Below are 13,364 nucleotides of genomic sequence, written 5' to 3' on the forward strand. Positions count from 1 at the left end.
AGGCGCGGTACAAGGCTTCGTGGACTCTTCTGTCTCAGGATGTGAGACTAAAATAAGTGCCGCCGGACGCCCAGCCTACGATTGACCGGTTATATTCCTCAAGACAAGGCGAGGACCACGTGAGTCTCTTCCGTACCAAACCCATCGAAGCTTCCCTGGCGGACGCCGACGAACCTGGCCGCCGGCTGAAGCGGTCACTCACCGCGTGGGACCTGATGATCATGGGCGTCGCCGTCGCTGTGGGTGCCGGCATCTTCTCGGTGGGTGCCAAAGCTGCGGCGGAGTTCTCCGGCCCCGCCGTCACCATCTCTTTCGTGCTGGCGGCCGTCACCTGTGCGCTGGCCATCATGTGTTACGCCGAGTTCGCCACCGCCATTCCCGTTGCGGGTTCGGCGTACGTCTTCAGCTACGCCACCATGGGCGAGTTCGTCGCCTGGATCATCGGCTGGAACCTCATCCTCGAACTGTTCACCGCCGCAGCGGTGATCGCCAAGTACTGGGGCATCTACCTCAGCGAGGTGTTTGCCCTGATCGGGGTGGATATCCCGGCAACCCTTCACCTTGGACCCATTGACCTCACCTGGGGTCCGTTCCTGATTGTCACCGCGTTCACCATCCTGCTGGTGATGGGCACCAAGCTCTCCGCACAGGTGGGCAACGTCTTTACGCTGATCAAGGTGGGCGTGGTCCTCTTTGTGATCGTTGCCGGTTTCTTCTACGTCAAGGCGGAGAACTACTCCCCGTTCATCCCGGATTCGGTGTCCACTGCCAGTGAAGGCAGCTCGGGCGTTATGCAGCAGTCCCTGTTCTCCTTCCTGACCGGCGCAGCGCCGGCCCAGTACGGAATGCTCGGCGTTTTCGCCGGCGCCGCCGTGGTGTTCTTTGCCTTCATCGGCTTCGACGTGGTGGCAACCTCCGCCGAAGAGGTCAAGGATCCAGGCCGGACCCTGCCGCGCGGCATTTTCGCCGGGCTGGCCGTAGTGACACTGCTTTACATCGGTGTATCCCTGGCCCTGACGGGCATGGTCTCCTACACGGATCTGGCGACGGCGGAAAACCCGAACCTGGCCACCGCCTTCACCATGGTGGGCAACACGGCCGCCGCGAAGGTCATCGCCGTTGGATCACTCATCGGACTCACCACGGTGATCATGGTGCTGCTGATGGGCCTGGCCCGGGTGGTGCTGGCCATGAGCCGCGACGGCCTGCTGCCCCGTGGACTGTCCCGCACCAGCGACAAGCACTCCACCCCGGCGCGGCTGCAGATCCTTTGCGGCGCACTGGTGGCCTTCGTGGCCGGGTTCACGCAGGTGGACGTGCTGGAGGAAATGATCAACATCGGCACGCTGTCCGCCTTTGTGGTGGTCAGCCTGGGCATCCTGGTCCTGCGGAAGAAGCGCCCCGACCTGCGGCCGGCCTTCCGGGTTCCGTTCGGGCCCGTCATTCCGGTCCTTTCCGCCGTGCTGTGCCTGTACCTGATGACCAACCTGGCCGTGGAAACCTGGCTCTACTTTGCCGGCTGGCTGCTGATCGGTTTCCTGCTCTACTTCGCCTACGGCCAGCGGCACTCCCGCCTGAACGAGAAGTTCTCAGACGTGGCCCGTGCCGGCGCAGGCAGGGACGCCGCGGAAGCGTAGCGCGTTTCCCCGTGCGCGGTTCCGGGCGGGGTGGCACACTGGGCGGATGCTAGTTGCCTTCTCAGTTGCCCCGTCCGGAACCGGACCGCAGACCCTTCCCGCCGGAACAGGTGATGCCTCGGTGCACGACGCCGTAGCCGCCGCCGTGAGGATTGTCCGCGAGTCCGGGCTGCCAAACTCCACCGATGCCATGTTCACCACCCTCGAGGGTGAGTGGGATGAAGTCATGGACGTGGTCCGCCGCGCCACGGAAGCGGTGGGCCGGTACGGCAGCCGGGTATCGCTGGTGCTCAAGGCGGACATCCGCCCCGGGCACGCCGGCGAGCTCACCGGCAAGGTGGAACGGCTTGAGAAGGTGCTGGCCGAACAGGACGAATACGGCGGCCACGCCTAGCGGCCGCTTATCCGAATGAACGGAGCCTGCAATGGAGCAGTGGAAACAGGTAGAGGACTTCCTGGCCGGCGTGATCGTGCAGCCGGACGATGACCTGAGAGCCATCGTCGCAGCGACCGCCGCCGCAGGACTGCCGCCCATCGAGGTCTCCGCTGCGCAGGGGAAGCTCCTGATGCTGCTGGCCCGCCTGTCCGGTGCCCGGCGGATCCTGGAGATCGGCACGCTGGGCGGTTTCAGCACCGCGTGGCTGGCCAGGGCACTGCCGCCCGGGGGAGAACTGGTCACCTGTGAATATGAGCCCCGCCATGCGGAGGTGGCCCGCGCCAACCTGGCCGCCGCCGGACTCGCGGACCGTGTCACGGTGCGGGTGGGTGCGGCACTGGACATCTTGCCGGCACTTGCCGGGCCGTTTGACCTGTTCTTCATCGATGCGGACAAGGCCAACAATCCGGCCTACGTGGACTGGGCAGTGAAGCTGTCCCGGCCCGGCAGCGTCATTGTGGTGGACAACGTGGTGCGCGGCGGCAGTGTCCTGGACGCTTCCGGTGACGACGCCGTGCAGGGCACCCGGGAAGCCCTGTCCGTGCTCGGATCTCATCCGCGGCTGGAGGCTACGGCCCTGCAGACGGTGGGATCCAAGGGCTGGGACGGCTTCGCGCTGGCCGTGGTCGGGTAACCCGCCGGCGGCCGTCCTAAGCTGTAGGTATGAGCTTTAGCATCCGGCGCGCCGCGGCAGGCGACGCCGAGGATTTCGTTTCCGTCCATCTGCAGGCCTGGCGGGAAAGCTACGCCCATGTGCTGGGCGACGAGGTTTTCACCCGCCGGGAAGCGGACCGTGCCGCCGCCGTCGACCACCGGCGTGCCCGGCTGGCCGAGCAGGCACTGGACCCGGAGATCGGAAATTGGGTGGCGCACGCAGGCGACGGCCGGCTCCTCGGTTTTGCCTCTGCCGGTCCTGCCCGTGACACCGGCATTGATGTTCCGCTGGAGCTGTGGTCCATCTACATCCTCGCGCAGGCATATGGAAGCGGCGTAGGCCAGGGTCTGCTGGAGCACGCCGTCGGCGACAAACCGGCATATGTATGGGTGCTGGAAGACAATCCACGCGCCCAGGCCTTTTACCGCCGCAACGGTTTCATCCCGGACGGTGCGTCCAAAAACCTTCCCCAGGTATGGGCCGGAACCGGCATGCTCGAAATCCGCATGGTGCGGCGCTGATGGGGCGCCAACGGCCGGGCAAGGAACCGGCAGCGCCGGCCGGCGGGGGAACCGGCCCCGTGGCCGGCAGCTATCCGATTGACACCGGCACGTGTGAGCTGGTGCCTGATTCGTTTAACCCGGACGGGTGGATCCTGATGGTCAACGGGGTGCACAGCTCCCACATTGACCTGGCCGATCCGCGCCATCTGGACTTCGAATACATGCGGTGGATCGCGGCCCTGGTCGAGTCCCGCTGGAAACCGGATGCCACCCTGCGGGCCCTGCACCTGGGCGGTGCCGCGTGCTCGCTGGCACGCTATTTTGCCGCTGTATATCCGGGGGCCCGGCAAGTGGCCGTGGAACTGGACGGCCGGCTGGCCGAGCTGGTCCGCGGCTGGTTCGACCTTCCGCGGGCGCCGCTGCTGCGGCTGCGGGTGGGGGAGGCCCGCGCCGTCACCGAAACGCTGCACGAGGACAGCCGGGACCTGATCATCCGCGACGTGTTTGCCGGCGCCAAGACCCCGGTTTCACTAACGACGGCGGAGTTCACCGAGCATGTACGGCGCGTACTGGCGCCGGGCGGTGTGTATGTGGTCAATTGCGGCGACACTCCGGATCTGCGCGGAGCGCGGGCCGAGGCAGCAACCATTTGCGCAGCCTTCGAATACACGGCGGCCATCGCCGATCCGGCCATGCTGAAGGGCCGCCGCTACGGCAACATCATCCTCGCCGGCAGCGATGCCCCGTTTGCGCAGGACCCGTCGCTGCCGCGCACCCTGCTGGGCGGCGGTGTGCCCGCGCACCTGTGGGACGACGCGAAAATGCGCAGCTTCGCTGCCGGTGCCCGTCCCCTGCATGACGCCCCCGCTCCGGAGGACGGGGAAGCCCCCGAACTGCCTGGGGCAGGGGCACCCGGGGAGAGGTCCCGGCCCGGCAAGTAGTCAGCATACTTATTACCTGGGTAGGGTGGAGGAATGGGCGCCGCTTCTGCGGGGCCTGGACCGACCCATGATGGAGGCTGCATGTTCAGCAAGAACTCATCCGAAACCAATCCGCCCGTCCCCGGCGCTCCGGCATCCCAGGCGCCCGAGTTGGCCGAACCCACCTCGCCGCGCGAACCGCTTCCGCCCAAGCCGGATCAGACCGGGCCTGAAACCGTCTCCGCCACGGGTGTTCCAACCGGCGCCGCGAAGGCTGCACGCGCCCAGAGTGGACCGTTCCTGACCACCGCCCAGGGAGCCCGGCTCCGGGATACCGACCACTCCCTCAAAGCCGGACCCCGCGGCCCAGTGCTGCTGCAGGACCACCATCTGCGGGAGAAAATCACCCACTTTGACCATGAGCGTATTCCGGAGCGGGTGGTGCATGCGCGCGGCGCGGCGGCCCACGGAACATTCGTGGCCAACGGCACCGCCGAAGGAGTCACGCAGGCGGGCTTCCTCGCCAAGGGCGTGGAGACCCCCGTTTTTGTGCGCTTTTCCACCGTGCTCGGCTCCCGCGGCTCCGCGGATACCGTTCGGGACACCCGCGGATTCAGCACCAAGTTCTACACAGCCGAGGGCAACTATGACCTGGTCGGCAACAACATTCCGGTGTTCTTCATCCAGGACGCCATCAAGTTCCCCGACGTTATCCATGCGGGCAAGCCGCATCCGGACCGCGAAATACCGCAGGCCCAGAGTGCACATGACACCTTCTGGGACTTCGTTTCCCTCCACACCGAAGCACAGCACCACACCATGTGGAATATGTCGGACCGCGGAATTCCGCGCTCCTACCGCACCATGGAAGGCTTCGGCGTCCATACCTTCCGCCTGGTGAACGCCGCCGGCCAAACCACGCTGGTGAAGTTCCACTGGAAGCCCCGGCAAGGCGTGCATTCCCTTGTCTGGGAAGAGGCACAGATCATCAACGGCATGGATCCGGACTTCCACCGCCGCGATCTTGCCGATGCCATTGAAGCCGGCGCGTTCCCGCAGTGGGACCTGGGCATCCAGGTGTTCCCGGACACCGAGGACGAAATGTTCGAGGGCATCGATCTGCTGGATCCAACCAAGCTGGTACCCGAGGAACTGGCGCCGGTGCAAATCATCGGCACCATGACGCTCAATGCGAACCCCACCAACTACTTCGCCGAAACCGAGCAGGTGGCCTTCCATCCCGGTCACCTGGTGCCCGGCATCGACGTCACCAACGACCCACTGCTGCAGGGCCGGCTGTTCTCGTACATCGACACCCAGCTGACGCGGTTGGGCGGACCGAACTTCAGCCAGATTCCCATCAACCGGCCGCATGCACCCGTCAATGACATGCTCCGGGACGGCTTCCACCAGGATGCCGACCATGCCGGCGTCGCACCGTACCAGCCCAATTCGCTGGACGGCGGATGCCCATTCATGGCGGGGGCGGACATGGGGGCGTTCATTGATGTTCCCGCGCCGGTGCCCGCCTCCCGCAAGGTCCGCGAGAACCCGGCCACCTTCGATGACCACTACAGCCAGGTGCGGATGTTCTTCCGCTCCCTGACGCCGGTGGAGCAGGACCACGTGGTCCAGGCCTACACGTTTGAGCTGGGCAAGTGCTATGAGGAGAACATCCGCCTGCGCCAGCTCCAGTCACTGGCGAACATCGACGAACGGCTGGCCGCCGAAGTGGCAACCGGACTGGGACTCGAAGCGCCTGCCCCTGACACCGCGGTTGAAGACACGGACCCAAGCCCCGCGCTGAGCCAGATCGGGGCTTCGTGGCCCGTGGCAGGGCGCGTGGTGGGCGTAATTGCCGACGATTCCACCGACTTGGGAGCACTGTCCGACGTGCTCACTTCCCTGAACGCGGCGGGCATGGTTCCGCTGGTCGTCGCTCCGCACGGCGGCAAGCTCGGCGGGGAAGTCACGATCCAGCGGACCTACCTGACGGCCCGCTCCACCGAGTTCGACGCCGTTGTTGCAGCAGCGTCGGGTGCTCCGGCACCCGACGCGGCGGACAGCCTGGACGCGAAGGCCGGCAACCCGGAGGGCCATCCGTCCCAGGACCCACGGGTCACCATGCTCCTGGCCGAAGCCTTCCGCCATGTCAAGGCTATTGGGGCCTGGGGCGACGGAGCATCAGTCCTTGCGGCTGCGGGCATCCCTGCGGAAACGCCCGGCGTAGTTGTGGGCGCTGCTGCCGAGGTTGTGTCCGGAGTGACCGGGCTGCTCGCCAACCACCGGGTTTGGGAGCGCTTCCCCGTAGCCTGACCTGTCCCGCCAATCCGCGGACGAACGAATGATGAACGAATAAGGGGATCTGCGGCAGCAGCCGCAGATCCCCTTATTCGTCCTGTTCGGAACCGGCCTAGACTCCGAGGAGCTCGGTGATGGGACCCACTCCGAAGTACAGGACAAACGCAGCAGCCACCACGTACATCAGCGGGTGGATTTCCCGGGCGCGGCCCTGGCAGAGCCTGATGACGGTGTAGGAGATGAACCCGGCACCCAGTCCGTTGGCAATGGAGTAGGTAAAGGGCATCAGTGCGAATGTGAGGAAGGACGGCAGGGCCAGTCCAATGTCCGTCCAGTCGATCTTGCCCACCTGGGAGACCATCAGGTAACCCACCACCACCAGGGCCGGAGCCACGGCCTCGAAGGGGACGAGGTAGATCAGCGGGGTCAGGAACATGGCCACGATGAACAGCAGGCCGGTTACCACGGAGGCGAGGCCGGTCCGGGCACCTTCACCGATGCCGGCGCCGGATTCCACGAAGATCTGGTTGGAGGAAACACCGGCGCCGCCGCCGGCCACTGCACCCGCTGCGTCGACCAGCAGCACGCGCTCAACGTTGGGGATGTTGCCGTCCTTGTCGAGGCTCCCGGCCTCGCTGGCCAGGCCCACCATGGTGCCCATGGCGTCGAAGAAGATACTCAGCAGGATCACGAAGACCAGCAGCGAGGCGGCAATGCCGCCCAGGGTCTGGAAGGAGCCAATGAGGCTGACGTCGCCGATCAGGGAAAGATCAGGTGCGCCCCATTCCGGCATGCTGGGGGTCACCAGCGACCAGCCGGTGGCGGTTCCGGCGCCCTGGCTGCCCGGGCTGGCCAGCCACTCAACGATTACCGCGAAGATGGTGGAGGCCACGATACCGATGAGGATGGCGCCGCGGACCTTGCGTGCCATCAGCACAATGGTCAGCAGCAGGCCGAAGACGAATACCAGGGTGGGCCAGCCCAGCAGCTCGCCGCCGTTGCCCAGCCCCAGGGGAACGGTGGTGCCCGCGTCGTCCGGGTTGCGGCGCACAAACCCGGCGTTGACCAGTCCCACGAGCGCCACGAACAGGCCGATGCCCACCACAATGGCGGTCTTCAGGCTGGGCGGAACCGCGCGGAACACCGCGGTGCGGAAACCGGTGAGAACCAGGATGACCATTGCCAGGCCGGCAATGACCACCAGGCCCATGACGTCCGGCCAGGTGAGTCCGTCATTGGAAGCGACCGTAACGGCTACGAACGCGTTCACGCCCAAACCGGTGGCAATGGCGAAGGGGTGCTTGGCCCAGATACCCATGATCAGTGTCAGCACACCGGCCACCAGTGCGGTGCCGGCGGCGACGGCCGGGCCGGGAAGGGTGTTCCCCATGGAGTCTTCGCCGCCAAGGATCAGCGGGTTCAGGACCACGATGTAACTCATCGCGAAGAAGGTGGCCAGGCCGCCGCGTACTTCGGTGGAAAGGGTTGAACCACGTTTAGTGATTTCGAAGTAGCGGTCCAGCTTTGAACCTTGTTTGAGCATGACGCGTCCTCTGAACTGAACAAATGGTGGGATGGTGAGGGGAAATCCTGCATCTTGATCTTATCGCGGGCGCATGGCGGTCCCTTTGATCCCGTGCCGCTAGGCTGAAGCTGTGATGAATTTTGCACGCAGTTTCCTTTCCCGGTCCGGTTGCGCCGCCGCCGCCGTTGCAGCACTGACGCTGTTTGCCGGGTTGCTGCTGACCGCTCCGCCAGCTGCCGCGCACGATGAGCTGACGGGCTCCACCCCCGTGGACGGTGCAGTGCTTCCCGCTCCGCCGCAGTTCGTGGAACTGACCTTTTCCAACGTCCCTGCCGCCATCGGTTCCGAAGTGCGGGTGCTGGACGAGGAAGGCATGGACTGGGCTGAGGGGGACGTGCGGATCCTGGACAACAGTGCAACCCAGCAGCTGAGGCCCGGTGCGCCCGCGGGCAGCTACACGGTGCAGTGGCGTGTTGTGTCTTCCGACGCCCATCCCATTGAGGGGACCTTCGCTTTCAGCGTGGCCGCCGGAGCAGACACCGGGTCCGGTTCCGTTTCCGCCTCCGGTGCACCTACCGGCACGGCGCAGACCAATGCCGCCGGGCCCACCGGCATGACGCAGACCCCGGTCCTGAACCAGCCGGAGGAGGGCGGATCTCCGTGGCTTGTGGCGGTTCCGGCCGTAGTGGTGCTGATTGCCGTTGCCGTGTTGATTGCCCTGGTGGTCCGCAGGCGGCTGCGCGAGGACTAAGCAGGCGGTGCGGCGTCCGCGATCGCTTCGCCCGCTGCCCGGGCCTGGCGGATGAGGCTTCCGACGGGCAGTGGATCCACGCCCACCAAATACACGCCAATGCCGCGCAGGGCCGTGGCTGCCCCGGGGCCTGAGCCGGCGCCCACGGCGCGGGAAAGCTTCCGCAGATCGGCCCGGGAGCAGCTGGTGAGGACAACGTAGTCCGCCAAGAGCAGTTCCCTGCCCGTGCGGACCGCCCATTTCCCCGCGGCGGGGGCTGGCACCGGTGCCGGCAGCACGCCGTCCGCGGGAGAGGCGAGGCTGATCTCCCGGGCCTCGGAATCCTCCCGTACATCAAGGTGGTGCCCTGCCGCGTAGGCCTGCAGCAGCCGCACCAGCTCCACCCGCTCGGGGAAAACCGCGGGCTCTCCGGACGTTTCACGGATGGCATCCGCATCCGCCACCGGACCATGGATGACAATGGAGTCCACACCCTGCCGGCTCAGCTCCCGGGCCACCGCCATGCCGCTGAGGCCGCAGCCGATGACCACGGCGCCGGTCAGTTCAGTGAGCGGCGCCGCGGCGTCGTCGTTGGTATCTGTGTCAGGCATGTTCATCGGCGGTTCTTTCCGAGAGTCCTGGTTCCGGAACCTCAGCCCACCCCCAGAGCCTCAGCGCCCTGCCGCCGAACCATATAGGCAGATGCTGGCCAGCGGTAGCGTAGCCCGGAGCCCGTGCGCGGTACGCTACTGCTAAGGACAGCCGGAAGGTGTACCGGTTGGGGACCGGAAGGAGCAGCACATGACTGATTCGACCTGGGGAGCCGGGAACGGTGCGGAAGGACCCGCGGGCATTGTGGTGGGTGTGGACGGTTCCGATCAGAGCATCTGCGCCCTGTTCTGGGCGGCGCGGGAGGCCCGGCGGCGGCGATGCCCGCTGCACGTGGTGACCGCCTACACGGTGCCCATCTTCGCCGCGTCCTCCATGGACGCCGGGTACACCACGGTGGATGACGAGATGATCCGCGAGGGCGCGCAGCAGGTCCTGGATGACGCCGTCGAGCGCATCAGCCACTACGGCGTGGAAGTGATCCCGCGGGTGGAGACCGGGGACGCGGCCGCCGTGCTGCTGGAACTGTCCGAAGACGCCGACCTGATGGTGGTTGGTTCCCGGGGCCGCGGCGGATTTGTCGGGCGCCTGCTCGGATCCGTTTCCAGCGCCCTGCCCGCACACGCAAAGTGCCCCACCGTAGTGGTCCCGCTGCGCACCGCCGGGCGGCTGCCGGACTCCGGGGTGCGGCCCCCGGCCAACTCACCCGATCCCGGTGCGGTGCACCAAGCCGTGGTGGTGGGAGTGGACGGTTCCGAACAGGGCCGGGCAGCTTCGCTGGTGGCCGCGGAACAGGCGCAGGGCATGGGCCTGCCGCTGCGCATCCTGTGCGCGCTTCCCCCGTTCACCGGTTCGCTGGCGTGGGTGCCTGCGCCGCTGGACATCGAGGCCCTGCACGCAGAGCTGCGGGAGCAGCTCGACGCCGGGAAGGACTGGCTGCAGAGCCACTTCCCGAACCTGGAAATGAGCGTTGAACTGGTGGACGGCACACCGCCGGAAATCCTGGTGGAGCGCACCGCCAAGGTGGAACTGCTGGTGATGGGTACCCGCGGACGCGGCGGTTTTGCCGGCATGCTGCTCGGGTCCACCAGCCAGAGCGTGCTGCACCATGCCAAGGGGCCCATGATGGTGGTGCCGGACCATGAGGACCCCCGCCTGCTGGACCGCCCCAACTTCGGACCCATGGTGATGGAGTAGCCCCGGCCGCGGGGTTCCCTGCGGGAAAGGCCGGCCGCTAGGCGTGCTGCTGGCCCTCGTGCACGGCGTGGCTGGCCGGCTCCAGCTGGAAGGTGCAGTGCTCGGTGTCGAAATGGCTGCTCAGGCACCGGGTAAGCCGGTCCAGGACCCGGTCCATGCCCTCCGACGTCAGATGCTCATCCTCGACCACCACATGCGCGGAGAATACCGGCACCCCGGACGTGATGGTCCAGATATGGATATCGTGCGCGTCGGCCACCCCGTCCACCGACACTATGTGGTCGCGGATCAGTGCCACTTCCACCCCTTCCGGGGTCGCCTCAAGGAGGACGTCAATGACTTCGCGCAGCAGCGACCAGGCGCGGGGCAGGATCATCAGGGCAATCAGGATCGAGGCCCAGGCGTCCGCCCGCTGGTAGCCGGTGGCCATAATCACGACGGCGGAAACCACCACTGCGGCCGAGCCCAGGAGGTCGCCGAGCACCTCCAGATAGGCGCCCCGCACATTCAGGGACTCCTTCCGTCCCGAGTGCAGCACCAGCAGGGACGCCAGGTTTGCCAGCCCGCCCACTACAGCCGCAGCCAGCATCAGCCCGGTGTGGACATCCGCGGCGTCGCTTCCCAACCGGCGTACCGCCTCGATGAAAATGACTGCGGCAATCACAATCAGCAGCACGGCGTTGGCCAGCGCGGCCAGGACTTCGGCCCGCTGGTAGCCGTAGGTGCGCCGGGCCGTGGCCGGCCGCCCGGCAATCCAGGCGGCCAGCAGGGCAATGGACACCCCGGCGGCGTCGGACAGCATGTGCCCGGCGTCGGCCAGCAGCGCCAGTGAACCGGACAGCAGGGCGCCGGCAGCCTGGATCAGCACCACGGACATGGTGATGACGAAAACGGTCAGCAGGCGGCGGCGGTGCTTTCCGGTGGCGGTTCCGGAGCCGAGGCCGTGCGAATGCGTGTGGCCGGTGGGGGCGCTCATGCTTTAAGGCTAGCCCCAACCCAATTCGTGCAGGCGTTCGTCGTCGATCCCGAAGTGGTGGGCTACCTCGTGGATCACGGTGATGCGCACTTCGTCCACTACTTCCTCCCGGCTGGAGCACATCCGCAGCAGCGGACCCCGGAACACCACAATGCGGTCCGGCAGGGAACCGGCATCCCACCACGAGTCGCGCTCGGTCAGCGGCGTGCCCTCATACACGCCGAGCAGTTCGGTGTCCGGGTCCTCGTGCGGGCCGGGTACGTACTCGTCTTCGATGAAGACGGCCACGTTGTTCATGGCGGAGGACAGGTCCGCCGGGATCGAGTCCAGCGCTGCTTCCACGCAGGCCTCGAACTCGTCCGGGTTCATCTCGATTGGCACCCTTCCACTGTAGTGGCGCACGCCTCACCTCAGCCGTTTTGGATATTCCGGAAAATAGACCTATAGTTTTAGAGTCCACAACGGCGCGAAACGACTGGTTCTCCAGCCGCTTCAAGCAATGTGTGTTCTGTTGGCCCCCATCGTCTAGCGGCCTAGGACACCGCCCTTTCACGGCGGCGGCACGGGTTCGAATCCCGTTGGGGGTACTCAGGAGTGGTAAATCCGCTGGAAATAATCTGGTAGAGTTTACACTCGTGAAAAGCAAGGCCCTGTAGCGCAGCTGGTTAGCGCGCCGCCCTGTCACGGCGGAGGTCGCGGGTTCAAGTCCCGTCAGGGTCGCTCAGATTTTCTGAAGCGATTTGGAAGATCACGGTGATCATCGGTTGATGATGCCAGGCTCTGTAGCTCAGTTGGTAGAGCGTTCGACTGAAAATCGAAAGGTCACCGGATCGACGCCGGTCGGAGCCACCAGCTAAAACCCCGTAGCTGCCTCGCAAGAGGCAGGACGGGGTTTTTCTTTTGTCCGGGGTCCTTTTGTCCGGGGTCCCGTCCCGCCAATTCGGAGAGCGCCGGCGCGGCTGCTCCAAACTTCCCACGCTGTGGGACTGCTGTTACCCGTGGGGTCACATTGGCCCCTCTGGTACCGAAGCGTGGGAATTCCCGTTCCCCGCATGCGCGCCACGCGCCCTGCACAAAGGTCCGGCGCCCGGGATACGCTGAAGCCATGGATGAGCTTCGCAACACATCACCGGCAACTACCCCCGTTTCCCCGGCACACGCAGCCCCGGCCACACCGTCTGCTGACCCCGCCGGCGCCACTGATGCCGCCGTCGTCGTCGGCCGCACCGCCATCAGCGAGCAGGCAGTGGCAAAGGTCGCCGCCATCGCCGCCCGCGCAGTGCCCGGCGTATTCGCCCTGGGCAACCCGACCGGGCGGGCACTGGGTGCCGTGCGTGACGCTGTCGGTGCCTCCAGCGCCACGCAGGGAGTTCACGTGGAGGTCGGGGAACGGGAGGTGGCCGTGGATATTGCCCTGGTTGCCGTGTACGGAAACGCGCTGACCACCGTGGCCAACAATGTCCGCGCAGCGGTCTACGGATCCGTGGAGCAACTGGTGGGGCTGCGCGTGGTGGAGGTGAACGTGGACATCACCGATGTCCACCTGCCCACCGACAATGCTGAGGCTGCCGCCAAACCGGTGGCCGGCGCCAAAGCGGTATAGGGTCAAAAGCACGTTCCTCGAAAGGACGCACCAGGCCGTTTGGCCGTTAGACGCAGGTTATGAGGCAGGCAAATGAAAGCAACTGTGGTGGGCATGGCAACGGGCGCCGTATTGGCTTTCGCGGCGCTGATATTCGACTTCTGGGGCTTTCTGCTGACCGCCCTGTTTATTGCCCTCGGCGCGCTGCTCGGCCGCGCAGCGGAGGGCAAGATTGATTTCCGCAGCGTTTCGGACGCCCTGACCGGCCGCCGCTCCTCTTCGTGAGCAGCACT

General features: G+C 66.1%; 14 protein-coding genes and 3 tRNA genes. 13 read left to right on the forward strand and 4 right to left on the reverse strand.

The window, feature by feature from the left end; all coding sequences use genetic code 11:
• The first annotated feature begins 119 nt into the window (after positions 1 to 119).
• From LOC57_RS05960 to LOC57_RS05985, 6 genes are all read left to right on the forward strand, one after another.
• Positions 120 to 1,637, forward strand: coding sequence for an amino acid permease (locus LOC57_RS05960; protein ID WP_227912490.1), 1,518 nt, complete (start codon positions 120 to 122; stop codon positions 1,635 to 1,637).
• A gap of 46 nt (positions 1,638 to 1,683) precedes the next feature.
• Positions 1,684 to 2,031 (forward strand): thiamine-binding protein, encoded by a 348-nt coding sequence (locus LOC57_RS05965; protein WP_227912489.1) that lies wholly within the window; start codon positions 1,684 to 1,686, stop codon positions 2,029 to 2,031.
• Between the two features lie 31 nt (positions 2,032 to 2,062).
• Positions 2,063 to 2,707, forward strand: coding sequence for an O-methyltransferase (locus LOC57_RS05970; RefSeq protein WP_227912488.1), 645 nt, complete (start codon positions 2,063 to 2,065; stop codon positions 2,705 to 2,707).
• A gap of 29 nt (positions 2,708 to 2,736) precedes the next feature.
• Positions 2,737 to 3,249, forward strand: coding sequence for a GNAT family N-acetyltransferase (locus LOC57_RS05975; protein WP_227926002.1), 513 nt, complete (start codon positions 2,737 to 2,739; stop codon positions 3,247 to 3,249).
• Positions 3,249 to 4,172, forward strand: coding sequence for a spermidine synthase (locus LOC57_RS05980; RefSeq protein WP_229958689.1), 924 nt, complete (start codon positions 3,249 to 3,251; stop codon positions 4,170 to 4,172). The genes LOC57_RS05975 and LOC57_RS05980 overlap by 1 nt, the downstream gene beginning before the upstream one ends.
• A gap of 81 nt (positions 4,173 to 4,253) precedes the next feature.
• Complete coding sequence (locus LOC57_RS05985; RefSeq protein WP_229958691.1) at positions 4,254 to 6,467, forward strand: catalase; 2,214 nt, start codon at positions 4,254 to 4,256, stop codon at positions 6,465 to 6,467.
• Positions 6,468 to 6,564: 97 nt separating this feature from the next.
• Here the strand turns inward: LOC57_RS05985 and LOC57_RS05990 are convergent, their stop codons facing one another.
• On the reverse strand, positions 6,565 to 7,995 hold the full coding sequence (locus tag LOC57_RS05990) for an NCS2 family permease (RefSeq protein WP_229958693.1): 1,431 nt from the start codon (positions 7,993 to 7,995) through the stop codon (positions 6,565 to 6,567).
• Positions 7,996 to 8,110: 115 nt separating this feature from the next.
• Here LOC57_RS05990 and LOC57_RS05995 point away from each other — a divergent pair, with 115 nt between their 5' ends.
• On the forward strand, positions 8,111 to 8,728 hold the full coding sequence (locus LOC57_RS05995; RefSeq protein ID WP_229958762.1) for a copper resistance CopC family protein: 618 nt from the start codon (positions 8,111 to 8,113) through the stop codon (positions 8,726 to 8,728).
• On the opposite strand, the gene LOC57_RS06000 is transcribed toward LOC57_RS05995, so the two are convergent.
• On the reverse strand, positions 8,725 to 9,318 hold the full coding sequence (locus tag LOC57_RS06000) for an FAD-binding protein (protein WP_227912483.1): 594 nt from the start codon (positions 9,316 to 9,318) through the stop codon (positions 8,725 to 8,727). The genes LOC57_RS05995 and LOC57_RS06000 overlap by 4 nt on opposite strands.
• A gap of 190 nt (positions 9,319 to 9,508) precedes the next feature.
• Here LOC57_RS06000 and LOC57_RS06005 point away from each other — a divergent pair, with 190 nt between their 5' ends.
• Complete coding sequence (locus LOC57_RS06005) at positions 9,509 to 10,513, forward strand: universal stress protein (protein ID WP_227912482.1); 1,005 nt, start codon at positions 9,509 to 9,511, stop codon at positions 10,511 to 10,513.
• Between the two features lie 37 nt (positions 10,514 to 10,550).
• Here LOC57_RS06005 and LOC57_RS06010 read toward each other — a convergent pair whose 3' ends face one another.
• On the reverse strand, positions 10,551 to 11,489 hold the full coding sequence (locus LOC57_RS06010; protein WP_229958695.1) for a cation diffusion facilitator family transporter: 939 nt from the start codon (positions 11,487 to 11,489) through the stop codon (positions 10,551 to 10,553).
• Between the two features lie 9 nt (positions 11,490 to 11,498).
• Entirely contained in the window at positions 11,499 to 11,858 is a 360-nt protein-coding gene (locus LOC57_RS06015) for a metallopeptidase family protein (protein ID WP_227926053.1), read from the reverse strand.
• Between the two features lie 145 nt (positions 11,859 to 12,003).
• Between LOC57_RS06015 and LOC57_RS06020 the strand changes: the two genes are divergently transcribed.
• The 5 genes from LOC57_RS06020 to LOC57_RS06040 all read left to right on the forward strand — a co-directional run bounded on the left by LOC57_RS06020 (position 12,004) and on the right by LOC57_RS06040 (position 13,356).
• Positions 12,004 to 12,076, forward strand: a tRNA-Glu gene (locus LOC57_RS06020).
• 59 nt (positions 12,077 to 12,135) lie between these two features.
• Positions 12,136 to 12,209 (forward strand) — tRNA-Asp (locus LOC57_RS06025).
• Between the two features lie 56 nt (positions 12,210 to 12,265).
• Positions 12,266 to 12,341, forward strand: a tRNA-Phe gene (locus LOC57_RS06030).
• Positions 12,342 to 12,594: 253 nt separating this feature from the next.
• Complete coding sequence (locus LOC57_RS06035) at positions 12,595 to 13,092, forward strand: Asp23/Gls24 family envelope stress response protein (RefSeq protein WP_227912480.1); 498 nt, start codon at positions 12,595 to 12,597, stop codon at positions 13,090 to 13,092.
• 72 nt (positions 13,093 to 13,164) lie between these two features.
• Complete coding sequence (locus LOC57_RS06040) at positions 13,165 to 13,356, forward strand: DUF2273 domain-containing protein (protein ID WP_227912479.1); 192 nt, start codon at positions 13,165 to 13,167, stop codon at positions 13,354 to 13,356.
• Positions 13,357 to 13,364: the final 8 nt, after the last annotated feature.

Source organism: Arthrobacter sp. zg-Y750, assembly GCF_020907365.1.
GTDB lineage: Bacteria > Actinomycetota > Actinomycetes > Actinomycetales > Micrococcaceae > Arthrobacter_B.